The sequence below is a fragment of the Arthrobacter sp. Soil761 genome, assembly GCF_001428325.1.
Classification (GTDB): domain Bacteria; phylum Actinomycetota; class Actinomycetes; order Actinomycetales; family Micrococcaceae; genus Arthrobacter.
This window is the reverse complement of the sequence record NZ_LMSF01000033.1, coordinates 134,167-159,172: the sequence shown is the minus strand read 5'-3', so window position 1 is coordinate 159,172 and position 25,006 is coordinate 134,167. Positions and strand designations below refer to the sequence as shown.

Below are 25,006 nucleotides of genomic sequence, written 5' to 3'. Positions count from 1 at the left end.
GGAGGATGACTAATGACACTGCCTAAGTCTGTCGTGGTGCGTGAAGTAGGCGCGCGTGAGGGTATGCAGATCGAGAAGGGACCAATCTCGACGGCGGAGAAGATACGTCTGGTGAACCTTCTGTCCGAATGCAACTTCCCGGAGATCGAAGTTACCTCTTTCGTCTCACCGAAGTGGGTGCCGCAAATGGCGGACGCCGAGCAGGTCGCAACAGGGTTCACCCGGAAGCCGGGCACCGAATATACCTGTGTTTACCTGAACAAGCAGGGTCTCGAACGCGCACTCGCGGTCGGCACTTTGGACGTCAAGGCCGCAGTGGTCGTCTCGGCGAGCGAGGAGTTTTCCCACAAAAACATGAGACGTTCCACCGAGCAGGTGCTTGCCGACCTCCCGGACTCTCTCGCTGTCGCCCGCGATGCGAACGTACCAGTGGCCTACCTGTCGGTCGCGGCGGCCTTCGGCTGCAATTACGCCGGAGACATCGACCTGGGTGCTGTGATCGATCGCTTTACGCGTGCGCTTGCAGTAGCAGCGGACGCAGGTGTTCATATCCCCACTTTGCTTTTGGCGGACACCATGGGGTGGGCCAACCCCGAACAGATTCGCCGCACCGTCGGTGAAGTTCGGGAGCGTTGGCCGGAACACGACATTCGGATGCATCTGCACGATACCCGTGGCATGGGTATCGCCAACGCCTACGCGGCGATGCAGCTGGGAGCACGCGACTTCGACGCCTCGGTCGCAGGGTTGGGCGGATGCCCGTTCGGCGGGGACCACGGCGCCGCCGGGAACATCGCCACCGAGGAGTTCGTGCACATGTGCCACGAAATGGGAATCGACACCGGGGTCGACCTTGACCGCCTTATCGACGTCGCCCTCCAATCCGAATCCATTGTGGGACATTCCCTTCCCGGGAAAGTCATGCGCGGACGCGCACTACACACATATCGCTGAGGCAGTTTCACCACGCTGAACGGTTCCACCCCGGTGGCCATCGCCNTGACCGCCTTATCGACGTCGCCCTCCAATCCGAATCCATTGTGGGACATTCCCTTCCCGGGAAAGTCATGCGCGGACGCGCACTACACACATATCGCTGAGTTTAGGTCCACTAATTCAAAGGTTTTTCGTATACAAGCTTATTTGTAAAACGCTAGTTAACACGGTCAGGAACAGGCATGGCACACAACAATCTATCTACTTCAGCGGGACCGAATTCCGGACAAGGCACACCACTTTCCCTTCAGGCAAACCGTCGAAGAACAGTCATATCGAGCGCGCTGGGCACCACGATAGAATGGTACGACTTTCTCCTGTACGGCTTCCTGGCGCCCGTTGTGTTCAACGAGCTTTTTTTCCCGACATTCGACCCTGTGGTCGGCACCATTATCGTGTTCTCAACGTTAGCCGTAGGATACGGCGCGCGGCCACTTGGAGGCATCGTATTCGGCCACTATGGGGATAAAGTCGGTCGAAAAAAGATATTCATGGTGACTCTGATCGTGATGGGTGTCTCTACAGTAGGTATTGGTATGCTGCCCACCTACGAAACCATAGGCGTATGGGCACCCGTATTCCTGGTCACGCTTCGATTTATTCAAGGAATTGGCGTCGGCGGTGAAACGGGGGCTGGCACGCTCCTCACCCTTGAAACGGCTCCGGATAACCGACGCGGCCTGTATGGCTCAATCGTTATGGCAACCGCCAGCGTCGGGGTAATACTTTCAGTTGGTTCCGTCGCATTGCTAAGTCTGATGCCGCGGGAAGATCTACTTTCCTGGGGATGGCGCCTACCATTTCTGGGCAGCGTTATCCTAGTTGTAATCGGTGCTTACATCCGGCGCCGTATCACCGAATCGCCGGCTTTTGCGAAGAAACAACAGATCATAAAGGTTCCTGCTCTCGAAGTCTTCCGAACTGCATGGCGGCCTACTCTTGCCGGAATTGCCTTGGCAATGGTTGCTTCCACTCTCTACCACCTCGTTGCGACTTTTGCACTGTCGATTGGGCCTCGGAACTACGGTCTCTCAGTGACCGGACTTACCGTCGCCACCATGGTCGCGGGCGTTGTTTCGCTGATTACTATTCCCCTCAGTGGCCGCCTATCCGACTCGGGAGGACGAAAACGCAACTACTACATCGGTATTCCGCTCGCCATGGTAACGGTTACGGTCTATTTCCTGTACTTACTGCCGTCACAGAATATTCTACTTGTGGGTTGCGGAATGGTAGTAGCTATTGGGGTGGCACAAGCGCTGATGTACGGCGTTGAAGGAGCACTCATTTCCGAGAACTATCCGACGCCGGTTCGCTTCTCTGGGTTCTCAATTGCAAAACAGATTGGAACGCTGTTGGGCGCAGGATTCTCACCTCTGATTGCTTCGAGCTTGGCCGCCGCGTTTAACAACAACGCATGGGCATACGTTATCTTTTTCGGATTGGAGGCCGTAATTGCTCTAGTCGCACTTACCCTCATGAAAGAAACCTACCGCACCCCCCTGCAGCCGGCAGTTCCTCGGTAACCGGATTACACGTCCAACTCGAATCTTTGGTCCAGTGACGTAACGTGACGGCACGGATTTAGGGAGAGGGCAGAGTGAGAGCTGCCGATCCCAACGCCTGCTGGGCAGTCCTCCACGACGCAGGGACCGGCGACGCTGCCGCCGTCTTTGCGCGCTCCATCCGAACACGGCGCAACGCTGCATCAAGGATCCGGAGGATGGACCAGGCCGGGCACAGACTTTGGCTGTAGTCGGTTGTATGTCTGCCGCCGGCACAACCACTCATAGCGGCTCTTGCCGAATGTGACCGCCTCAGCGTCGGCGACGTGTCGGTGCTGGAGTCGGGACATGGCCTTTTTGGGGCTGGCGGCAGGCGGGGAAATCGTCCCGATCGCTCCCTCCACAGCGTTCCGGAAGGGCTGCTAATGCGGGTTTAGAAACAAAACGTGTGTATGGGAGTGTCCTACTTGCCAGCAACAGGGGCAAGTCGGGGGGGTAGCTATGCTTTGGGAGCTTAGGGGGCTCTTCACTATGGAGTTGTGGACCGGTTGGTCTGGCTCCTTGATGGACGTGGCGGCCTCGGCTTGCTGGATGCAGGATGGTCTGGTGAGGCGGGTCTGACTCTCGGCTCTTCTGACATCATCCCCTGGTGATTGTCCTTCCCGTGACCTGTCGGCCGACCTGGCTCATTTTCGAAGTGCAGCCCGGCAGGCCGTCATGTCCTGATAGGAGTCTGGCGAGTCCCCGATAGTGAACTGACTGACGCCCACCGAGCTGCGCACCGGACAACGAGGAAGGGCGCAGTTTCCATGGTGAACGAGAAGCAAATTAAGGTCTACGGCGGAATCGACACGCATGCCGACACGCATCACATCGCCGTTATCGACGCTGCAGGACAACGGCTGGCAGATGTGGAGGTGCCCACTACCGCTGCTGGTTACCAAGCGGCATTACGGTTCCTGAGAACGTGGCCGGCCTTGGTGAGCGTCGGTATCGAATGCACCGGCTCCTACGGGGCCTCGGTCACCCGTGTCGTCCGCGAGGCTGGTATTGAGGTGTTCGAAGTCAACCGGCCCAACCGGTTCGATCGTAGGCTCCGGGGCAAGACCGACGTCTTCGATGCTTACTCGGCCGCCGAAGCTGTTCTTTCGGGGCGCGCAACGGCTCCACCGAAAGGTGGTGACGGCCTCGTGGAGTCTCTGCGGGTTTTACGCACGTCAAGGTCCTCAGCATTGACGGCCAGGACCGCCACGATCAACCAGATCAAGGGCATGCTGATCGCAGCACCTGAGCAACTTCGGGCCCGATACCGCGGCCTGCCAAACACCAAACTGATCGCCGCATTGGCGACATCGAGACCAACGAAAACGCCCGTCACCGCGGCCGAGGCCACGGCCTACAGCCTGCGCCTTCTCGCGCGGCGTTGGCTCGATCTAACCGAGCAAATCCAAGACCTGACCCGGCATCTGAAACGGCTGCTCGAGGACCACGCACCAGCCCTGATGGGAGTGTTCGGCTGCGGACCAGACACCGCCGCCCAACTGCTGATCACCGCCGGAGACAACCCCGAAAGGCTCCGTTGCGAGGCTGCATTCGCTGCACTGACCGGCGTGAGCCCGATCCCGGCGTCATCGGGTAAAACGAACCGTCACCGACTAAACCGAGCCGGTGACCGCCAAGCGAATTCGGCGCTCTATCACATCGTCATCGTGCGGCTGCGCTATGACCAGGCGACCCGAGACTATGCTGCTCGAAGGACCGCCGAGGGCAAAACGAAAATGGAAATCGTTCGCTGCCTCAAACGCTACCTCGTCCGCCAGCTCTACCCCCTCATCGTCCGAACACTGCAGGACCCAAGCGAGACATCAACGCTTGAAATCAGTCAATAGTGTCACGGTTCATGGGGAAATGGATCCCTGGAGTGAGCGTCATGCCGCCGTCCGGACGGCACTTCTCAGGAGAATAACCGATTTGTAGTTGGCGGCATTGCGGTACCCGCGGGCAGTTCGCTTGATGTTCTTGATTGCCGTGTTGTTGGCCTCGACCTTTTGATCTGTGGTCGTGCACTGGTTCTGAAGGGAAAGCGGATGCCGGTAAACAGCGACTGGGTTACGTGCCGAGCCGAACTCGAGAACGTCCGGAAGTGAGCCAGGGGGCAGAGCTGGACGCGTTCCTAGACTGGTCTTTGAGCACCGGCTCTCAAGTAGGTTTGCTTCTTTTGCACGGCCCCTTCATTCCGGCGGAGCACGGCGTGGTGTTGGAATATTGCGGGGTCCTGCTAATTGCTGCGTGCAAGGATTATTGCTCGGCTGGCTGTGGTGTTATACCGAGAAGGAGGCCGCGAAGGCAGCCCGGGCCACTTCCGCCTGATTTGGTTGGCAAGCCAGGCCGTGACTGAGACTCCGTAACATTTCAGCAAGTCAAGGGCAGGGGTGGGGCAGCTGAAAGGCTTAGTAGACCGCGTGGTGGGTGGCGGCGACAAGCTCAGGCCAGGACAGCCATCCCGCTGGGTCTTCGCCGGAAGTCGTGGTCCAAAGATTCGACCGGTGTGACCGTCGATGCCCGTAGCAGATTAGCTTCATCGCTGATACAGCAATGGTCTAAAAGTGAGCTAATTCGCCGCAAACAGTGGCTCACTTTTCGACCGCCCCGGACAAGACCACGGCGGCACGAGGGCCGATATCTGCCGTCGCCGGCTATGTCGTGAAAGCGGACCCCGGCCCACCCACCTACATGCTCCGTCGGAACAAATGCCGGCGCCGGCCAGATTGCAACTCTGAGTCCCAGGAAATTCTGCCTGACCCCACAGATACCTGACCGCCGGGCGGCCGAGCCCGCAAATTGGCTTACTTTTCGACCACCGCTGACAATCAGCCACTAGATCTCGGCAGCCAACGGCTCGAATCGCTTTCCCACCATAACTTGGTAGTACCACGGGAGCGATCCCATGTCGTTGGACAGCCTGCTGAAGCTGATCATCGTAGACGTCCTCGTGGGCCTAGTGACTTTGGCTGCGGTTAGGTTCTGCCGCCTCTCCGGCCAACGCCAGCTGCAAGATCCTTTGTCTATCGAAGTGGCGTGGTGACCGAGGGTGATTCATGGTTGGGGTCCCGAAGGGTGAACTGGCTTCGAGTCGGGCGGACTGTTTTGTAGGTGTGGGATCCCGGCGCGGCACCCGGCCTTCGGGCGTGTGCGTTGCGCTTCTCCTTGCCGCGCCGGGAATTTTTGACAGGTTTGTCGTCGCGGGCTGCTGGGAGATTGAAGTGTGCGCGTCGCCCCGCAGCTGGTAGGGCGTCAGCCGTGGGTAAAGTTGGGCTGTCTCTTTTCGACGAAGGCGCGCATACCTTCTTTTTGGTCGGAGCTGGCGAACACAGAGTGAAAAATCCTGCGTTCGAAGAGGATGCCGCTGTCCAGGGGCATTTGAAAGGCAGCATTCACTGCCTCCTTTGCCAGCATGACAATTGGCGCGGACTTCTCAGAGATCGCCTTCGCAGTTTCCAAGGCATCCTCCAGGAGCCTGTCGTGAGGGACAAGCCTTGCTACCAGACCGATGCGTTCAGCCTCAGCCGCGTCGATAGTGCGGCCCGTGAGGATCATCTCCATAGCCTTTGCCTTGCCGACGGCGCGCGTCAACCGCTGTGAACCTCCCATGCCAGGTATGACGCCCAATTTGATCTCCGGTTGGCCAAATCGCGCTGAGTCAGCTGCAATGATGAAGTCGCACATCATTGCCAGTTCACAGCCTCCGCCCAGCGCGTGGCCAGCGACGGCAGCAATTATCGGGGTCCGTACGGCGGCCAGACCGTCCCAGCCCTGCAGCCAATCGTCCAAGTACATATCCATGTAAGTCCGGGAAGACATCTCCTTGATGTCGGCCCCTGCGGCGAAGGCGCGATCGGATCCGGTCAGAAGGATGGCACCCGTATCAGGGTCCTTGTCTAAGCTTCTGGCAGCCGAGACGACTTCTTGCATGAGTTGAAGGTTCAGTGCGTTGAGAGCCTCCGGTCGATTCAGTGTGATGACGCCTACGCGTCCACTTTGCTTTACGGTGATGGTTCGAAAATTCATGCTCTTCCTCGAAGGAGGCTGCGCTAGGCAACTAGGAGTGGGTGTGGATTCCAACCGGTACCGACCGCTCTTCGGGCCCGTTGTAGGCGCTTAGCGGGCGGATGAGGGCGTTGGAGGCGGCCTGCTCCATGATGTGGGCGGTCATGCCGGGGATGCGGCTGGCGACGAAGATTGGTGTGAACATTGGGGTGTCGAAGCCGATGAGGTGATAGGCCGGACCTGAAGGGTAGTCAAGGTTTGGTTTGATGGCCTTGGCTTCGTTCATGGCCTCTTCGAGGCCGTTATACAGTCCCAAAATTTCCGGCCTGCCGTAATAGTCGATCAGCTTGTCCAGGGCCATCTTCATGGTGGGCACGCGGGAATCGCCGTTCTTATAGACCCGGTGTCCGAAGCCCATGACCTTTTTCTTCTGCGCCAGGGCTTCCTCCATCCAGGATTTGGCCCGGGCCGCGGCTTCGTCGAGAGATTCCTCCGGGCGTATGCCGATTTCATTGAAGGTGTGCATGACTGCTTCATTGGCGCCGCCGTGCAGGTGACCTTTGAGCGCCCCTATGCCGGCTGTAACGGCGGAATGCAGGTCCGAAAGTGTGGACGTGACTACACGCGCAGTGAACGTGGAGGCGTTGAAGGAGTGCTCCGCGTAGAGGATCATGGAGACATTGAAGGCCTCTACGACCTTGTCCGCGGGTTCTTCACCGAAGCTCATCCAAAGGAAGTTGGCCGAGTAGCCAAGATCATCGCGGGGGTTCACGAGATCCTGCCCGCGGCGGCGGCGCTGGTCGTAAGCGACCACGGCGGGCATGGCCGCGAACAAGTCAATGGCCTTTGTCATGTTCGCTTCGGGTGAGGAGTCCTCGGCCAGAGGATGACGCGCGCCGAGGACGGATGCTGCGGTGCGGCAGACGTCCATGGGATGAGCCGTCTTAGGCAGCGCATCAATGATCATTTTGAGAGCTGGATCGAGGCTCCTGCTTGCACGCTCGCGAGCGGTGAACTCCGCCAGTTCGCCTTCTGAGGGAAGCTCAGCGTTCCAGAGGAGGTAGGCGACCTCTTCGAAGCTGCACCGGGCGGCGAGTTCCTGGACCGGATACCCCCGGTACAGCAGTGAATTGGTATCCGGGTTGACCTTGGAGACGGCGGTGTAGTCCACCACGACGCCGGCGAGGCCTTTTCTGATGTCTGTAGCAGGCATGCTGAACTCCTTCGTTGCAATACGTGAATTAGCGGATGTCAGGGATCTGGAAGTTGAAGATGCTGGAATCGAATTTGTTGTAGGCCTCGTAATCCACCAGGTCATAGAGGCGGGCTCTGGTGAGCATTTCAGGGACCCGTAGCTCCTGGGTTCCCAGACGCTTGAGCGTGTCCAAAACCCGTTCCGCGGCGCCTATGGCGCTACGGAGCAGGGTTACGGGGTAAATCACCATATTGACGCCTACGGCCTGGAGCTGGTTTACGTCAAAGAGGTCGCTCTTGCCGAACTCTGTCATGTTGGCCAGGATCGGCACGTCCACTGCGTCGCGGATGGCACGGAACTCGTGCAAGTCACGCATGGCTTCCGGGAAGATCGCGTCAGCGCCGGCATCAACCAGTGCTTTCGCCCGGTCCTTTGCTGCCTGGAGCCCGTCAACGGCGCGGATGTCGGTGCGGGCCATGATGAGGAAGTTCGGGTCCCGGCGCGCATCGACGGCGGCACGGATGCGTTTGGTGGCGGTGTCCAAATCGACTACGTTTTTGCCGTCCAGGTGGCCGCAGCGTTTGGGGTTGAACTGGTCCTCGATGTGGAGCCCGGCCAGACCGGCGTTCTCGATTTCCTGGACGGTGCGCGCGACGTTCATGGGCTCCCCAAAACCGGTGTCCGCGTCCACCAGGGAGGGCAGGTCGGTCATCCGGGCAATCTGTCCGGCACGGGTGGCCACCTCGGTCAGGGTGGTCAGGCCGATGTCCGGCAGGCCGAGGTCGTTGGCCAGCACGGCGCCGGAAATGTAGACACCTGCGAAGCCCTTTTCCTCGATCAGCCGGGCCGAGAGTGGGTTGAAAGCGCCGGGGAACTGTTGGATGGTCCCGGAGGCGAGCATCTCACGCAGTGCGACGCGCTTCTGCTCCGGGGTTGTCTTTGAGTACAGCATGGGGTCTCCCTGTGGAGGTTTGAAAAGAGAGCTTAGAAAAGGCCAGCGGGGGCGTCGTTGAGGTTGATCACGCCGGGGGTTGCGGTGATGTTCAACTGGTCCAGCTCGCCCGGGCCCAGGTGCGGAAGGGCTTCGACGGCGGCGAGGAACCGATCAATTTCGGCTTCCTCCACGAGCCCTGTGGCGAGGGTGCGGAACTTGTGGATGTACTGCTCCCGGCCGAACGGCCGGGCACCGAGCGGGTGCGCGTCGGCCACGGCGATCTGGTCGGTGATGACGGTGCCGTCGGTGAGGGTGATTTCCACGGAGCCGCCGAAGGCTTTTTCGTTGATGTCCAGGGAGTGGTAGCGGCGGGTCCATTCCGGGTCTTCCTCGGTGGACACCTTTTGCCACAGCTCGACGGTGTCGGGCCGGGCGGCGCGTTCCGGGGAGTAGGAATCCACGTGGTGCCAGGCCCCGTCCTGCAGCGCGACAGTGAAGATGTACGGGATGGAGTGGTCCAGCGTCTCCCGTGAGGCGGTCGGGTCATACTTCTGCGGATCATTGGCGCCGGACCCGATGACGTAGTGAGTGTGGTGGCTCGTCCTGATCAGCACCGACTTCACGTTTGCGGGATCGGTGGCATCCGGGTGGTCCTTGTGCAGCTTCCGAGCAAGGTCGATCAAGGCCTGGGCCTGGTATTCGGCGGAGTGCTCCTTGGTGTAGGTGTCCAGGATGGCGCGCTTGGCCTCACCGGCCTCGGGGAGCGGGACTTCGTACGAAGCATCCGGGCCATCCAGCATCCAGGCGATGACGCCGTCCTCGCCCTCGTAAATCGGCACCGGGGAGGTCTGGCCGCGCATCGCCCGGTCCACGGCTTCAACAGCCATCTTCCCCGCGAACGCCGGTGCATGGGCCTTCCAGGTGGAGATTTCGCCTTTACGTGACTGCCGGGTGGCCGTAGTGGTGTGCAGTGCCTGGCCAACAGACTGGAAGATGGTCTCGACATCAAGGCCCAGCAGCGTGCCAATTCCTGCTGCGGCGGAGGGGCCGAGGTGGGCGACGTGGTCGATCTTGTGCTTGTGCAGGCAGATCGCCTTGACCAGGTTCACCTGAATTTCGTACCCGGTGGCGATGCCGCGGATCAGGTCCTTACCGCTGGAACCCACGTGCTGCGCGACGGCCAGGATCGGCGGGATGTTGTCGCCCGGGTGTGAATACTCGGCAGCCAGGAACGTGTCGTGGTAATCCAGTTCCCGTACTGCCACGCCGTTGGCCCATGCCGCCCATTCCGGCGAGACCCGTTCGCCGATGCCGAAGACCTTGGCACCCTTTCCGCCGGTACTGGGGCTATGGGTCAGTGCCTGGGCGCGGGCGGCCACGATCGGGGCACGGTTCAATGAGGCAACGGCCACAGACGCGTTATCGATGACCCGGTTGATCACCATCTCAGCCACCAGCGGTGTGACTTCTACATGGTCAGCAGCGACCACCGCGATCTTATACGCCAGCTGCTCCTCGCGAGCAAGGTTCTCTTCACTCTTGTATACGCGGACGGAGTGTTTGTTTTTCACGTTGATTCTTTCAGGGTTGCGGATGACGGGCTTCTGGACCGCGCAGGCGTGACACTTCGCGATCTGGTTGAGGAGGAGGGGGAGCTAGTTCCGGTAGAGCAGCAGCGCTTCGCCCTGTCCACCGCCACCGCAGAGGGCGACCGCCGCGCGGCCGGCCCCCCTGCGGAACAGTTCGTTGGCGGCATGAAGTGCCAGGCGCGCCCCGGAAGCTCCGATGGGATGGCCCAAAGCGATGGCCCCGCCGTGTATGTTGCAGCGGTCCAAGGGAATTCCCAATTCGTTCAGCGACTGAACCGCAACGGCGCCGAAAGCCTCATTGATCTCGATGAAGTCGAGATCTTCTGCGGTCCACCCGGCCCGTTCCAGCGCCGCACGGGTGGCGTTTGAGGGCTGTGAATGCAGTGAATTATCAGGACCAGCTACTTGGCCCGGGGCGCTGACGACGGCAAGGATCTCGAGTTGGAGTCGTTCGGCGTTGGCGCGGCTTGTGAGTACAAGGGCTGCAGCTCCATCGGAGAGGGGCGAGGCGTTTCCTGCCGTGATGCTGCCATCCGCGGCAAAGGCGGGACGTAAATGGGACAGGCCCTCGACGTCCGTGCCCGGTCTTATCTGTTCGTCCCTATCAAGAACCAGGGACTGTCCTTTCCTGCCGTCAACAGTGATGGGTACGATTTCGTCCTTGAACACTCCTTCGTCGGCTGCCTGAGCAGCTCGCCGATGGGACGCTGCTGCCACCTCGTCTTGTTGGCGTCTCCCTATGCCGTGCACCTGGTTGCCTCGTTCAGTCAGGAGGCCCATAGAGACGCCTTCCTGTGCGTCGCTGAGGCCGTCGCTGACGAGGGAATCGATCAAGTTGCCGCCACCGTATAGCCATCCTTGGCGCGAGCCAGGCAGCAGGTGTGGACTCCGACTCATGGATTCCTGTCCGCCGGCAACTACTACTTCCGCGTCACCGGCGCGGATGAGGCGTGCAGCATCTATGACGGCGGTAAGCCCGGACAGGCAGACTTTGTTTATTGTGGTCGCAGGGACTTTCCGGCTAATTCCGGCTTTTAGTGCGGTCTGGCGGGCCGGATTTTGTCCTGAGCCTGCCTGCACCACCTGGCCGATCACCACGGCATCTACCAGGCCCGGATCGATGCCGGCCTTTTCAAGTGCTCCGCTTACTGCTGCTGCACCGAGTTCTACCGCGGTCAGTCCCGCCAACTGGCCGTTGAGCTTGCCTTGGGGGGTGCGGGCACCGCCGATAATCACTACATCCTCCGGGCGGGAGGGTATTTCATGGGTTGGCTTGTTGTGCATGCTTTGTCCTTTGAAATCAGTGTTGATGTGCGGGGCTACCGGGAGGCCATTCGCAGGGCCCCATCCATCCGGATGATTTCCCCGTTGAGATAGTCGTGGTCGATGATTGACAACGCCAGTTGAGCGAATTCCTCGGGGCGGGCTAACCGTTTGGGGAAGGTGACGCCGGCGGCAAGTCCTTGACGCACTTCATCGCTCAGAGAGGCCATCATGGGGGTTTCGACGATGCCGGGTGCAATGGCATTTACCCGTATTCCATACTGGGCAAGGTCCCTGGCTGCAGGAAGGGTGAGGCCTACAATGCCGGCTTTTGACGAGGCGTAGGCGGCTTGGCCAATCTGGCCTTCGAAGGCAGCGATGGAGGCCGTGTTGATAATTACGCCGCGTTGACCATCCCCATCCGGGTCTGTGCGCGAGATGGCTTCAGCCGCGGAGGCGAGAACGTTGAAGGATCCGACGAGGTTGACTTCGATGACCTTTGCGAAGAGTGAGAGGTCATGTACGCCTCTTTTCCCGAGGATTCGCATTGTGGGGAGAATGCCTGCGCAATTGATTACTGTCCGCAGGGGCTTGTCGGCCGTGGCTTTCAAAACGACGTCACGGATCTGAGCCACGTCGGTCACGTCGGCCTCGACGTACTCCACGCCGTTCACCGGCTGACTCTTTCCGATGGAGTCGCCGAGGTCGACGGCAAACACGTTTGCGCCCCGTTCGGCGAGAACCCGGGCGGTGGCTGCGCCAAGACCTGACGCGCCGCCGGTAACGATTGCTGCAGTATTGCTGAGCTCCATATTAATTGCTCCTCTGTGGGGCGCTTGCTTCCGGGACCGTTCAGGTGGTGATGCGGCTGTTATTGGGGGGATGGCATGGGCTTTGGGTCAAGCGAACGCTGAGATACCTGTCAGGGCCCGCCCGACCAAGAGAGTGTTGATTTCGTAGCTGCCCTCGTAGGAGTAGATGGCTTCCGCGTCAGCGAAGATTTTCGCCATCTCGAAGTCCGTGCTGATTCCGTTGCCTCCCACGATTGACCTACCGAGAGCAACGGTCTTGCGCATCCGCTCTGTGCAGCTTGCTTTTGCCAGCGCAGCATGGTCCATGGTTAGAAGGCCCGACTCCGTGAGGCGTGCGAGTTGGATCATCAGGGAAAGGGACATGGTTGCGTTTCCGATCATTCGGGCCAGTTGGTCCTGAATGAGCTGGAAGGAAGCAATCGGTTTGCCGAATTGCTTGCGCTGGAGCGCATATGCCCTCGCAACATCGAATGCTGCAAACTGCTGGCCGACGGCCTGCCAGCTGACCCACACCCTTGAGTGAAGGAGGAGAGAGTTGGCATCCCGGAACGTTCGTGTTCCTGGCAGCCAGTTGGTGAACGGGATTCTGACGTTGTCCAGAGTGATGTTGGCATTCTGGATAATGCGGACAGCTGCCTTGTTGGGTATGGCTTCAGTGCGGAAACCCTCGGTGCCTTTCTCGACAATGAACCCTTTAATCTGGTCGTCCGCTGTATCGCGGGCCCAGACCAGGACGTAATCCGCGAAGGTACCGTTGCCGATCCATCTTTTGTGCCCATTCAGAATCCATTCATCTCCGCTTCGGGTTGCAGTGGTTTCCATCTGCCTGGAAATGTCGGACCCGTGCAGGGGCTCAGTAAGGGCGAAGGCTCCTACTTTCTTGAGCGACAGCAAGTCTGGAAGCATGGTCTGACGATGCTCATCGGAGCCCAATTCGCGGATCGCTGTGGTGAACAGCTCGTCATGGACGCCAAAGAACGTGGACACGGAAGTATCCGCGCGTGCGAATTCCATCTGGATCAGTCCGGCCAATAGATGCCCACGGCTATTCAGTCCGGTCAATTGCTGTTTGCCCAGTTTGGGCAGGAGCTCGAATGGGAATTCCGCTCGATTCCAAAAATCAACGGCAATGGGACGTACTTCTTGCTGGAAAAAGTTGCGGGCCTGGGCGAGCTGGGCCTGCTCGGCTACGGTGAGAAGGCCCGAGAGGTAAAGAAGGTCCGCCTCGGGGTACGGCGGCAAATTGTCCTGAACTCCTGGCGCTGCGGACGCAGGCGGGGGCCCTTTCTGGAGCACCGGCATGGTTCCTCTTCTCTGACGTTTGTTTGTTGTTTGACGGTTCTGGTTCGGGCACGGCCACGGGGGCGCTTGCCTATGGACTTGAAAGTTCGATGGGATAAAGCTTCTAGCCCGGATCTTTGTCCACGAACCGGCGGCAGAATCCTTCGCCCTGGTGGAGCCGAAGGATGCTGCCGTCGGCCACACCACTGACCCGACGTCACATCTGTTCGTAATGAGCGTCGATGTTGGCTGACTTCAACCGACGATCCGATCGGGATGGTCGGTCAGCTGCCACTAGGGAGCGGCCTTGTGATGGCGGCCGTACCCGGGGCTTGGGGTGTTACCTGTGGGCGGTTTAGAGCAGTGCCAGACCGGGTTCCCTGAGGAGCGAGGCTGTGTCTGCCAAGAGTTGTGAGCCCTGCTGTCCATCCATGATCCGATGGTCAAAGGACAGTGCCAGCTGGAGGACCGATCGAGGCTCGATTCTTTCGCCTTGTTCGTCCTCTACGACCCAGGGGGTCCGACGAACTGTTCCTACTGCCAGGATCGCGGCCTCCCCCGGGTTGAGGATTGGTGTGCCGGTGTCAATTCCGAAAACGCCGATATTCGTGATCGTGACTGTGCCGTTGGTCATCGCCGCTTGTTCGGTCTTGCCCGACCTGGCTGTCGAGGCCAGGTCACCGATCGCTGTCGCTAGTTCAGCGAGACCCAGGCACTGGGCACCCTTGATGTTGGGCACGATCAGCCCTCTCGGGGTGGCCGCCGCGATGCCCAGGTTGACTTCGCGGTACTGGACAATTTCCTGCGCGGCTTCATCCCACTTCGAGTTCGCCTCGGGCGTCCGCTGAATGGCCTTCAGGAAGGCGCTTGCGACGAAGGCGAGCGGTGTGAGCTTGACGTCGGAAAATTCCCTGCGGCGGCCTATTTCGGATTTCAGTGCCAGCGTCCGTGAAATGTCGACTGTAACGAATTCCGTGACGTGCGGTGCTGTAAACGCAGACTGCACCATGGCAGCCGCAGTGTGTTTCCGCACCCCCTTGATAGGAATACGGATGTCGCCACCAGCGCCCGGGTTTACCTGTGCCTTCAGAGTACCAATCGGGGTGTCACTGAAACCATTGTCACTGGCGTGTGCCCGGAGCACGTCTTCGCGGGTGCATATGCCGCCGGGCCCGGTGGGTTCGACGGCATGCAGATTGAGACCAAGGTCTTTTGCCAGCTTTCTGACCGGCGGGCTCGCCTTTGGGCGCCCGGTTTCGGCAGTGGGCTGAACTGCTGGACTATCCTTAACTTCGCCGGGGACCGTTCGGGAGCGGCGTCGCTTACTTTGAACTTCACGTGCTCCATAGCCGACCAGGAGTTTGGGATCTTCCTCATCCGCGGTGGCTGTTGACTCTGGGGACTTTCCTGGCCTGTCGGATCCGTCAGCAGGCTCAGGGGATGAAGTCGCAATGCTGATGATTGGCCGTCCTACATCAACCGTTTCCCCTTGTTCGGCCAGCAATTCGCTGACTTCACCTGCAAATGGGCAAGGGAGTTCTACCAGCGATTTTGCTGTCTCGATTTCTACGATGGCTTGGTTAACCGTTACCTGGTCGCCTTCTTTGACAAGCCAAGTGATGATTTCTGCCTCGGTGAGGCCTTCACCCACGTCCGGCAGGGCGAATTGTTTTACGATCATGGTTCATCTCGTCCGTTAGTAGTTGAAGCTGCGGTCAACCGCATCAAGGATTGTGTCCAGCCCGGGAAGCCACTCTTCTTCCAGCCTGCTTGAGGGGGGGTGGGTGTGACGTACCCGGCGACTCTGATCACTGGGCCTCCAAGAATGGAATGCCGCGCTATGCGCCAGGGACGCGATCTCTCCTCCGATTCCTGCGCCAGGGGAGGCCCCGTGGGCTACCACTAACCGCCCCGTCCGCTTCACGGAACTGATTCGCGTCGGGGCTGATCACCAAAACCTCACACACGGGTGCCTCCTTATCTATCGGCAGTAGTGCTGATTGATCTGATATATAACCTTGAGATGTGCCTGCGGCTATGGTCAACTTATAAGCAATTAACTAAGCATCAGAGGCAGATGAGGGAAACTTTGCGGGATTCAGCTGGACGAAATGATTAGTATCGATAGGCTCGACTCGGAGCTCCTGAAGAGGCTCGACAGCAACGCCCGTGCTGGCGTCGCAGACCTTGCCGCCCAGTTGGGCATCTCCCGCAACACTGTTCTGGCCCGACTCCAACGTTTGGAGAAGCGTGGTGTCCTCCAAAAATTCAGACCGGTTGTTGACCTAGAAGCAGCCGGCATCCCGGTGCAGGCGTTCGTTGGTCTCGAACTCGATCAGCGGCAGCTGCGCAACGTCGTCATAGCTCTCAGCCAGATCCCGGAGGTTCTTGAGGTAACGACCCAGGCGGGCAGGGAAGATCTCTTGGTAAGAGTGGCATCCGCAACACTTCAGGAGCTTCAAGCTGCCGCAGCAAGGATGGTCGATATTCCCGGTGTCAGGCACACGAATACAACCCTCACGGTGTCGACCCCCCTCCCCTATCGTGTCCAGCCGCTGCTGGACCATTTAACAAGGGATCTAGGTTGGGGTCGTTCTACTCCACTCCCCGACTGACCGGCTCTACCTGCCGGGCCGAGGCGCGCAGATGCGCGTGATTGCAGCGAAGGGTCGGCATGCCAAGCGTCCGCCGTTTCAAGGCCTTCCGCAAGCCTGCGATGCCAACGCCGGCTGGGCCGTTGCGGCCCCCTGTCCGTATCTCTGCGGTGCCCAGTCGGGGCTTTCAGGGGGTGATGTTTTTGGAATCTCTGCCTGCTGGAAGCCAGATTTCGTGGCCCGTCTTCGGGCAGGCCCTGAGCCGCCGTAAGGCAGTTTCCCGTGGCCGTCGACCTATGAGGTTGGAATCTCCGTTTCGACGACGAAACCGGAGAGGGCCGGCCGCGGCCCCGACCACCTAATGAGACCAGGGTGATGCAGGATCGATGTTCTCACTACGACGACTGGGCGAGGTGGCTAGCATCGGTGTGCACTGTTTTTGTGCTCGGGCGGCCAGGCGCCCTTGCTCTGGGCGCCCGGCCGTCGCTCCACCGGGAGGCAGAACGGGTGCCGCCCAACTTTTTCGGGGTTGGTTTCACATCCGTCCACAGGGCTGCTAAGTATTGCGGCAGGCGTGGGAGACCGAGGCAGGGCCGTTGTAACCGCCCTGCGAACCGAACGTGTCGGCTCCCGGAGCTTCCATCTCTGGGTCCCCATTCCGCCCGGTATTGCCTAGAAGTTAGCTGCAATGCCGACAGGAAATCATAGGGTCGCCCGGCGTCGGATGATCGGCGAGAATCGCCACAGATTTATGAACCACCACTGGCGTGCTGTGGTTCGGAATCGTTGGAGGGAACGCCCACTGCCTGCCCAACCCGCTGTTTTACGTCTTCGGAGATTCGTCCGGCGGTTAGGGCGATATCCGCTCCGGCCTGGGACATTACCCGGTACACGGGGAGGATTTCAGGCATTCGTTCCGAGAGGGCGCGGATATGCTCAGTCACCGTTCCGATGTCACCTCGTACCACTGGCCCGGTAGCTCCGGCGGTGCCTCGCATGAGCGCGTTTTCCAGCGCTGCCGCCAGCGCCGGGCGAAGCACTTCAGCTGTGTCCTTAACCGAGATGCTGGCGAGCATGGCCGATGACTGAACAATCAGGGTTACCAGGTGATTGCTGGCATGGGTCATAGCCGCGTGGTACAGGATCCGGTCTGATTCGTCGACCTTGAAGGGGATCCCGCCCATGTCCTGGACGAGGTTCTCTGCCGTCATCCGGTCCTCTGCAGTCACGGCAAAACGGGCACCGGCTATACGGCCCAGTTCGGTGTCCCGGTCTCCGCTGAAAGCCATTGCCGGGTGCAGTGCTATCGCCGCGGCTCCCTGCTCGCTCAGGGGGCCAAGCACAGCGGCCCCATATCTTCCGCTGACGTGAACGACATGGACGCCGCGCCAGTCGTTTCCTTCCGCGGCCAAGGTCTGGACGAGGCCTTGCAGAACGTCATCGGGCACGGCGAGAAGTACCAGATCGGCTCCGGCGGTAGCTTCAGCGACCGTTGACGCTGCCCGAAAGTCCCCCAGTGTTTCCCGCGCCCCGTCTATGGCAGTTGGCGACGGGTCCCACACGGAAACCACCGTGTGGCCAGCGCGAACCAACGCCGTTGCGAGAACTATGCCGACTTTGCCAGCTCCAACCAGACCAATGGATTGCTGGTGACGACTATGCATGGGGGTTCTCTTCGGACTTGCGTGAGTTTTCCTGAAAGCGCCTGGTTAAAGGGCGCATAGTGCTTCGTTCGAGTTCCGGCGTCCCGTCGAGGACACCGGCGGCAGTGATCAGTGCCACTGTTACCTTCTTTCGTTGTTGGCGGCGCGTTTCAGCCCATCAGCCAGTTCATGGCCGTGTGAGGGAGGGTGGCATCCGGGCTTACGGTTCTGCCGAAACGCCATCGTTGCGATCCTCCATTCTCAGCGGTGCAGCCTCTCTAGAGCCCTAAAACGGGAAAATTTGAACTCTTTGGATCCAGAGGTTTGATGAGACTTAGGTTCCACTGTGCCGCGGCAATCGGAACATGTCAATAGCCGCTAGAATCGCGGCCTCAGATGCAATACTGCAGGAGCAAGACATGAAATACAGCCCATCCAGAGGTAAGGCCGGTGCGGTCCGGGTCAGCACGTTGTGGCGAAATGGCAGTGCGGTTGCTGGTTTACTGGTCGCCGGAGCAGTAACTGGTTTCAAGCCCGGTCGCCACGCTCTTTTTGGCTCGACTAAGGTTGTGTTGACGAAAGGTTGTGGGTGGTGGGCGGTTCACAGTCAATTCAGCGCGGTCGCGGTGACGGCCTCGTTGATGCTCCTGCTCGGCGCAAGGTCCCTTTGGTGGATGAAGTCACTGCGCTTCTGCGCGAGCGAATTTATTCGCAGCAGTATCCTACAGGGGCCTGGCTTAAGCAGGAGGAGCTCTCCGAGGAATTGGGCGTGAGCCGTACGCCTCTGCGCGAAGCTCTGCGGCGGCTGGAACAGGAAGGACTGATCAAGTCTGATGCGCGCCGGGGAGTCAGAGTCATTTCAGGTGATGTCCAGACTTTGCTCGCTGCCTACGAGCTGCGGGCTGTGATCGATGGCTTGGCGGCGCGATTAGCTGCGGCGAACGTCTCGGTTGCACGCCTGCGTGACCTCAGACAAGTCATTGCTGCGCAGCGCAAGGCTGTCGACCCATGGAACCCGCGAGGGTATTCAAAGCTCAATGTTGATTTACACGAAATGATCGCGCAGATGACCAACAACGAGTTTGTGATTGCCCAGACCTCCATAATTCGGATGACAGCTCAGGTATTTGCCCCCGTTTCGATGATCGAGCCGAGCAGTGCACTTCGCGCCATCGATGAGCACACAGCAATTGTCGACGCGATCGAATTGGCGGATGGAGTCACGGCCGAGCGCCTCGCCAGGGACCATATCGAGAAAACGATCCATCAGCTCCGCAGCGGCGCTCCCCGGGAGTCCACAGCAGGATATTTACGAGCGCCTGCCTAGCTGTATTGACCTGAGAGGTTGGTGACGCGGCTGGCCGGTGCCTGACCTTTGAGGGCAGTGTGGGCTCGGTGTTGATTGTAGGCATGGAGCCACTCGGGGAAAGCTGCGACACGCTCGGCCTCGGACCGGTAGGGGCGGATGTATGCCTATTCCTCCAGCATGGTGCGGTTGAACCGTTCGACCTTGCCATTGGTCTGTGGGCGATAGGGTCGGGTTCGTTTGTGCTTGATGTCCGGGCCGAGGGCTTGGGCGAAGGTGCGGGACCGGTAGCAGTTCCCGTTGTCTGTCAGGACCCGCTGGACCGTGATCCCTTGGGCCTGGAACCAGGCGTTGGCGCGCTCCCGGAAGGCTGCTGCGGTTTCCTTTGTCTCGTCGTTAAGAATCTCGGTGTAGGCAAGGCGTGAATAGTCATCGACGGCGTTGTGGAGGTACTGGTAGCCGGGCCTGCGGTTGGCCGTGGTGCCGGTCTTGTTCTTCCAGCCGGCGACCCTGCCCAGGACCCGGTGTCCGCCGCCGTCCGGGATCCGGCCAAGTTTCTTGATGTCGACATGGATCAGGTCCCCGGGCCTGTCGTGTTCGTAGCGGCGGATCACCCTTCCGGTGCCACGGTCAAGCCAGGTCAGTTTCGCCAGCCGGTAGCGGGACAGGACGCGATGCACGGTGGAGGGGTGGATGCCCAGCAGATAGCCGATTCTTGCCGGTCCCCAGCGGCGGTTCACACGCACGGCGATGATCCGCCGCTCCGTACGTGTTGCCGTGCGCCGGGGCGAGGTATGCGGGCGGCTGGTGCGGTCGTTCATCGCCTCCGGGCCGTGCTCGCGGTAGCGCTGCGCCCATCGGGCCGCAGTCGGGACAGAGACCTGGAAGCGTTCGGCGGCGCGGCGCAGACTCCAGCACTGATCAACGACACATTGCGCGAGCTGCAGCCGCCCACGAGGGGTCAGAAGAGCGTTAGGGTGGGACATGAAGACCTCCGTGCGTGGAATTGGACTCTAGACAAGCCCCAATCCACCCGGAGGTCTTCTTCATGTCACCAAACCACGCCGAACGTCATCAACGTCTGTGGTCAATACACCTAGCTGAGCGCCGTGGGTTGCGGAGTAGTAGCCGGACTGGCCTAACGGCTAAACCCTTCGGGTTGGTTCTTCTGGCCCTGTACAGCAGGCACGCCAAATCTTGATTGGGTGCCTGCTGTACCAGTGTGGGGTCAGATCGCGGCCATCGCCGTCATGATGGATGTCTCTTCGATCTGGGAACTTATGCCCGTTTCGTCCGTGATTCGCTCAGCGATCCGATCGCCGATCTGCTCGGTCGTGGCCCCCATACCCGCTCCGGCCAAGGCCGGGAGTTCACCGAGTACCGAAGCCGCTGCGTTCTCCAGAGCCAGCGCTGCCTTGCCTTCGCCCAAGGATGCCAGGCATAGCGCGGCGGAAAGTACAGCCGCTGCCGGGTTCGCCCATCCCTTTCCGGCGATATCAGGCGCGGACCCGTGGACGGGTTCAAACATGCTGGGTGCGGTGCCATCCAAGTTAAGGTTGGCGCTGGCCGCAACGCCGAGGCCCCCTTGGATGGTGGCGCCCAGGTCTGAGATGATGTCGCCAAAGAGGTTGTCGGTCACGATTACGTCGAATCGCTCAGGATTCATCGGCATGTGCTGGCACATTGCATCGGCATGGACGTAGTCAACTTCGACGTCATCGTACTGGGCAGCGTGCTCGTTGACGATGCTTTGCCACAGTTCGCCGGCGTGGACGAGGACATTTTTCTTGTGGCAGAGCGTCAGCTTACCGCGGCGTGCCCGTGCGAGCCGGAAGGCGTAATCGACGACGTCAGAGATGGCCTGGGCCGTGTTAATCGATTCCTGGAGAGCTACCGCGTTCCTGGTCCCGGCATGGACTGTCGAACCTCCGCCCACATACATGCCCTCGGTGTTCTCACGAACGACCACGAAATCGCAACGCCCCGGGTCGAGATCTTTGATTGGCGTCGGGACTCCGGGATAGAGACGGACGGGTCGAAGGTTGACCTGCTGGCGAAGCTCGCGGCGCATCCTCAGGATCAAACCCCGTTCGAGGATCCCGGGGGTTACCCTAGGATCTCCCATGGCCCCGAACATTATGGCGTTGTGGGCCCGGAGACTGTCCATGGTGCCTGGGTCGATGAGTGTTCCGGTCTCGAGATATGCCTGTGCACCCAGCGGATATTCCGTCGTCTGCAGACCAAAACCGAAGCGGCTGGCCGCGGCGTTGAGCGCTTTGACAGCCTCCCGGTTGACCTCCGGGCCGATGCCGTCGCCATGAATTATGGCCAAGTCATAAGTAGTCAAGAATATCGCGTCCTAATTCATGAGGTTAAGGTCGGGCCGGGGCTTGTCGTCCCCGCGGGACGACATGTCTTGGTGATGCTCCGCCGGTGTCCGACAACAAGGAGATGCAGCAGTTAAGGAAGCGGCCTGCTCGGGCTTTTCGCATTTTTGAGGACTCGTGGCCGCTTTGGATCCAGAGGCTCTAGTATCCCGAGATGAACGACTTGCGTCAACAGTCATGGCCATTTCGATGACCATTGCAGTGAGGATTCCGGCGGTCGAGGCACCGTTTGATGGCGCGCTCAACTTGGTTTTTAGCTGCTGCGCTTGACGTGAGACTGCTCACTAGCGCATCCTGTTAGGAGCTACCGGCCTTACCAGTGGCTATTTATGAACCCCCGAAGGAGTGGACCGAACAGTGGGCCTTTTTAAACCCCCATACCCTAATGGACTACCTATTGCCGGAGAATGGGTTACCGACGGCGTCGGTACGTCCACCATTTCGTTTCCCTACGACGGCTCCGAGGTGGCGCAAGCCCCGGTCGGTACAACCGACCACGCCAGAAAAGCACTCGATGCCGGCCTCACCGCTCAGCCGCTGGTCGCAGCGCTGCCTGCATCCACCCGCCGCCAGCTGTTGTTGGATGTCCGCGAGGCCCTTGAGCAGCGCCGCTCCGAATTCGAGCAGCTCCTGGTGACAGAAACAGGCAAGCCGCTTGTGGATTGCCGAACGGAAGTAAGCCGCACCCTGTTCACCTGGGCCGCGGCGGCCGAGGCCATTTCCGCCCTCCACGGGGAGACGGTCCCGCTGGACATCCAGGCGGGCGGCGAGGGGCTGATCGGATACTGGACACGCAAGCCCATTGGCCTGGTCATCGGTATCGCCGGGTTCAACTATCCCCTGCTACTGGCCACGCACAAGATCGCACCGAGCATCGCCGCTGGATGCGCTGTGATCTGCAAGCCGGCACCCAATACACCCTTGTCGACCCTATGGCTGGTTCACCTGATTCGTCAGTCCGCCCAGGCCTTGAATGTCACCGAGGACATAGTTCAGATGATCACCGGCGGCCCGGAAGTCGGCAGCGTCCTTACCAGCGATCCCCGGATCGGTGCTGTCAGTTTCACAGGTTCTGCAGCTGTCGGACACCAGATTGCGCGGGACTGCGCCCCGCGCAAGGTACTACTTGAGCTCGGATCCAACGCTGCACTGATTGTGGCATCGGATGCTGATCTGGATGCAGCCGCCGACGCCGTCATCCGCGGCGGCTTCTACGGCAACGGGCAGGCATGCATATCAGTCCAACGCATCGTTGCTGACGAAAGCATCATCACTGATCTTTCCAAACGGGTGGTGGAGCGAATGGGAGAGGTGGTCGTCGGGGACCCCAGAAATGAACAAACCCGGGTAGCCAAACTCATCAATGAAGACTCAACCCGGCGGGTAACAGAATGGATTGACGAAGCTGTCAGCAACGGTGCCGAGATCGCCTTCGGCGGCGGAACCAAGGATGGGCTTCTCGAACCCACCGTCCTCGTTGACGTCCCGTCCGGGGTAAAAGTTTGGGATGAGGAAATCTTCGGGCCAGTTGTGTGTATTCGCTCCGCGCCCGATTTTGATGCAGCTATAGACCTCGTCAACAAATCCCGCTACGGCCTGCAAGCGAGCGTTTTTACAGCCTCGCTTGCCAAGGCCTACCAAGCAATAGACGGGCTCCACGTCGGCGGGGTGATCGTCAACGAGGTCCCCGGCTACCGGAATGACACGATGCCCTATGGCGGGGTCAAGGATTCAGGAACAGGACGTGAAGGCCCCCGCTTCGCAATGGAAGAACTGACCGTAACCCGCATGGCCGTTATTCGCCCTGACAGGAGAACCGCAAAGTGAACTACAGCAACCTTTTTCGACTTGATGACCGCAAGTCCTTCGTACTGGGAGCCGGAAGCGGCATCGGCCGTGAATCCTCGCTGGCGTTGGCCGCCCATGGCGCCCACGTTATCTGCGCCGATCGAGACTTAGATGCGGCCAAGCACACAGCAAAGTTGATCGCGAACGAAGGGGGGCACGCCCAAGCGTACGAACTCGATGTTCTCGATACCGATGCCGTCTTCGCTGCCGCTGCCGATCACCCAGATGTCGAAACACTGCTCTTCACCGCGGCAACCAACGTGCGCAAGAGGCTGCTCGACTACTCCTCTGAAGAGTACGACCGCGTCGTAAACCTCAATGTCCGGTCCAGCTTTGACCTCATCCGCGCCTTTGGCGCCAACATGGTCCGCCAGCAGAAGGGCAGTATCATCGGGTTCTCTTCAGTGCGCCACGTGGTGGTCGAACCCGGGCAAGGCGTCTACGCCGCCACCAAGGCAGCAACGGTACAACTGCTCCGGACAGCGGCTGCAGAGTTTGGCCCGGCCGGCGTCCGGGCAAATGCTGTAGCACCCGGATGTGTTGACACGCCTCTGACCGATTCCATCAAGGCAAACCCTGAATGGTACAACGCTTACGCCACCAAGGGGGCGCTGGGGCGCTGGTCCCAACCGAGCGAACTAACGGGCGCAGTCGTTTACCTGGCCTCTGACGCGGCCAGCTACGTGACCGGAACGGTACTGTATGTTGACGGCGGATGGACAGCAGTGGACGGCCGGTTTGATCCCCCAACCTCATAGGGCAGAGTCCCAAGACCGGGAGGTCTGAGAACCAAGGTGGAAAGAAAGGAAGGTGCGGAAGCGTGAACACCGAGCCATCGCAGCCCGGCCGCGCCTATCAGGTGATCGCTGGCCGCGTAGAGAGCGCTATCTTGTCGGGCGAATTGAAACCCGGAGACCGTCTCCCAAGCGAGCGGGAACTCGTGGAGCAATATGGCGTCAGCCGCCCAACGGTCAGGGAAGCCCTCCGGTTGCTTGAAAGCAACCATCTGGTCAGATCGCGCCTGGGCGACCGCCGCGGGCCCGTCGTCCTCCCGGCCAGTTCCCACTCCTTACAAAAATCATTGACGAGGCTCACTTCCGGAGACATCGTCGGCTTCGCTTCTTTGCTGCAGTTCCGCATGATTATCGAGAGCGCTGCAGTTGTGCTCGCCGCAACCAAGCGAAGCGAGTCGGAACTCCTGGAACTGGAACGCGCGAACGCACGCATGCGGGCCAGCGTTGAGTTAGGTTATGAGGATTTCAGCGCGGCTGACTTCGATTTTCACCGCATCGTGGCGCGTGCAAGCGGCAACCCTTTGTTGGAGCTTTCCGGGGAGGCCGTCCGTGAATCCGTCCTTAACCTCATCCAGCAACGCATCATCGATTCCGGAGACAGCCGGGGACAGATGTTGGCTTCTATCCGGCATCATGACGAATTACTGCATGCGATTCGGCATCGAGATGGCCGCCTAGCATCGTGGCTCACCCGGGATGGCTTGTTTTGGTACTACTACGATTACGTGGAGGAAAAGGAGCGGCCTGGGCTCCGGTCTCTGGCCGATGAAGTTCGTCCGGCAGAGAACGCCGGCAACTAACCGGCTGCCCTG

At 60.0% G+C, this 25,006-nt stretch carries 18 protein-coding genes and 3 pseudogenes; 8 read left to right on the top strand and 13 right to left on the bottom strand.

The features are described from left to right. Positions 1-12 precede the first annotated feature (12 nt). From ASG79_RS22920 to ASG79_RS22910, 3 genes are all read left to right on the top strand, one after another. A complete protein-coding gene (locus ASG79_RS22920) occupies positions 13-954 on the top strand; it encodes a hydroxymethylglutaryl-CoA lyase (RefSeq protein ID WP_056394567.1) in 942 nt (313 codons plus the stop codon). A gap of 224 nt (positions 955-1,178) precedes the next feature. Then, positions 1,179-2,522 (top strand): MFS transporter, encoded by a 1,344-nt coding sequence (locus ASG79_RS23340; protein WP_082581913.1) that lies wholly within the window; start codon positions 1,179-1,181, stop codon positions 2,520-2,522. 788 nt (positions 2,523-3,310) lie between these two features. Beyond that, positions 3,311-4,390 (top strand): IS110 family transposase, encoded by a 1,080-nt coding sequence (locus ASG79_RS22910; RefSeq protein WP_056394561.1) that lies wholly within the window; start codon positions 3,311-3,313, stop codon positions 4,388-4,390. A 39-nt stretch (positions 4,391-4,429) separates the two neighbouring features. Here ASG79_RS22910 and ASG79_RS24405 read toward each other — a convergent pair. From ASG79_RS24405 to ASG79_RS22870, 9 genes and pseudogenes are all read right to left on the bottom strand, one after another. Further along, a pseudogene (locus ASG79_RS24405) lies at positions 4,430-4,558 on the bottom strand (transposase); the annotation flags it as partial. 1,237 nt (positions 4,559-5,795) lie between these two features. After that, positions 5,796-6,569: an enoyl-CoA hydratase gene (locus ASG79_RS22905; RefSeq protein ID WP_056394556.1), complete on the bottom strand. Its 774-nt coding sequence runs from the start codon at positions 6,567-6,569 to the stop codon at positions 5,796-5,798. A gap of 31 nt (positions 6,570-6,600) precedes the next feature. Continuing rightward, the gene (locus ASG79_RS22900; protein ID WP_056394553.1) at positions 6,601-7,761 is read right to left on the bottom strand and encodes a bifunctional 2-methylcitrate synthase/citrate synthase; all 1,161 of its coding nucleotides are present in this window, start codon (positions 7,759-7,761) and stop codon (positions 6,601-6,603) included. Between the two features lie 28 nt (positions 7,762-7,789). Next, the gene (gene prpB, locus ASG79_RS22895; RefSeq protein ID WP_056394550.1) at positions 7,790-8,695 is read right to left on the bottom strand and encodes a methylisocitrate lyase; all 906 of its coding nucleotides are present in this window, start codon (positions 8,693-8,695) and stop codon (positions 7,790-7,792) included. Between the two features lie 32 nt (positions 8,696-8,727). Beyond that, entirely contained in the window at positions 8,728-10,248 is a 1,521-nt protein-coding gene (locus ASG79_RS22890; protein ID WP_056394547.1) for an MmgE/PrpD family protein, read from the bottom strand. Between the two features lie 84 nt (positions 10,249-10,332). Beyond that, entirely contained in the window at positions 10,333-11,550 is a 1,218-nt protein-coding gene (locus ASG79_RS22885) for an acetyl-CoA C-acetyltransferase (RefSeq protein WP_056394544.1), read from the bottom strand. 35 nt (positions 11,551-11,585) lie between these two features. Continuing rightward, on the bottom strand, positions 11,586-12,341 hold the full coding sequence (locus ASG79_RS22880) for an SDR family NAD(P)-dependent oxidoreductase (RefSeq protein ID WP_056394541.1): 756 nt from the start codon (positions 12,339-12,341) through the stop codon (positions 11,586-11,588). A gap of 87 nt (positions 12,342-12,428) precedes the next feature. Beyond that, positions 12,429-13,643, bottom strand: a complete 1,215-nt coding sequence (locus ASG79_RS22875) for an acyl-CoA dehydrogenase family protein (RefSeq protein WP_056394538.1) — start codon at positions 13,641-13,643, stop codon at positions 12,429-12,431. Positions 13,644-13,977: 334 nt separating this feature from the next. Beyond that, the gene (locus tag ASG79_RS22870) at positions 13,978-15,303 is read right to left on the bottom strand and encodes a dihydrolipoamide acetyltransferase family protein (RefSeq protein WP_056394535.1); all 1,326 of its coding nucleotides are present in this window, start codon (positions 15,301-15,303) and stop codon (positions 13,978-13,980) included. 430 nt (positions 15,304-15,733) lie between these two features. Between ASG79_RS22870 and ASG79_RS22865 the strand changes: the two genes are divergently transcribed. Further along, positions 15,734-16,237: an Lrp/AsnC family transcriptional regulator gene (locus ASG79_RS22865; protein WP_056394529.1), complete on the top strand. Its 504-nt coding sequence runs from the start codon at positions 15,734-15,736 to the stop codon at positions 16,235-16,237. A gap of 728 nt (positions 16,238-16,965) precedes the next feature. Here the strand turns inward: ASG79_RS22865 and ASG79_RS24275 are convergent. Continuing rightward, positions 16,966-17,505: a DUF2520 domain-containing protein gene (locus tag ASG79_RS24275; protein ID WP_056394526.1), complete on the bottom strand. Its 540-nt coding sequence runs from the start codon at positions 17,503-17,505 to the stop codon at positions 16,966-16,968. A gap of 63 nt (positions 17,506-17,568) precedes the next feature. Continuing rightward, positions 17,569-17,880: pseudogene (locus ASG79_RS24540) on the bottom strand (NAD(P)-binding domain-containing protein); the annotation flags it as partial. Between the two features lie 649 nt (positions 17,881-18,529). On the opposite strand from ASG79_RS24540, the gene ASG79_RS22850 reads away from it, so the two are divergent. Beyond that, positions 18,530-19,186: a GntR family transcriptional regulator gene (locus tag ASG79_RS22850; RefSeq protein ID WP_056394519.1), complete on the top strand. Its 657-nt coding sequence runs from the start codon at positions 18,530-18,532 to the stop codon at positions 19,184-19,186. Here the strand turns inward: ASG79_RS22850 and ASG79_RS22845 are convergent. Together ASG79_RS22845 and ASG79_RS22840 are read right to left on the bottom strand one after the other, a co-directional pair. Further along, a pseudogene (locus ASG79_RS22845) lies at positions 19,183-20,151 on the bottom strand (IS481 family transposase). The gene ASG79_RS22850 and the pseudogene ASG79_RS22845 overlap by 4 nt on opposite strands. Positions 20,152-20,393: 242 nt before the next feature. Beyond that, positions 20,394-21,512 carry a 3-isopropylmalate dehydrogenase gene (locus ASG79_RS22840; RefSeq protein WP_056394516.1) on the bottom strand — a complete coding sequence of 373 codons (1,119 nt, stop codon included), beginning with the start codon at positions 21,510-21,512 and terminating at the stop codon, positions 20,394-20,396. A 397-nt stretch (positions 21,513-21,909) separates the two neighbouring features. On the opposite strand from ASG79_RS22840, the gene ASG79_RS22835 reads away from it, so the two are divergent. From ASG79_RS22835 to ASG79_RS22825, 3 genes are all read left to right on the top strand, one after another. Continuing rightward, positions 21,910-23,379: an aldehyde dehydrogenase family protein gene (locus ASG79_RS22835; protein WP_056394515.1), complete on the top strand. Its 1,470-nt coding sequence runs from the start codon at positions 21,910-21,912 to the stop codon at positions 23,377-23,379. Beyond that, the gene (locus tag ASG79_RS22830; protein ID WP_056394512.1) at positions 23,376-24,158 is read left to right on the top strand and encodes an SDR family NAD(P)-dependent oxidoreductase; all 783 of its coding nucleotides are present in this window, start codon (positions 23,376-23,378) and stop codon (positions 24,156-24,158) included. The genes ASG79_RS22835 and ASG79_RS22830 overlap by 4 nt, the downstream gene beginning before the upstream one ends. Before the next feature lie 62 nt (positions 24,159-24,220). Further along, on the top strand, positions 24,221-24,994 hold the full coding sequence (locus tag ASG79_RS22825) for a FadR/GntR family transcriptional regulator (protein ID WP_056394510.1): 774 nt from the start codon (positions 24,221-24,223) through the stop codon (positions 24,992-24,994). Positions 24,995-25,006: the final 12 nt, after the last annotated feature.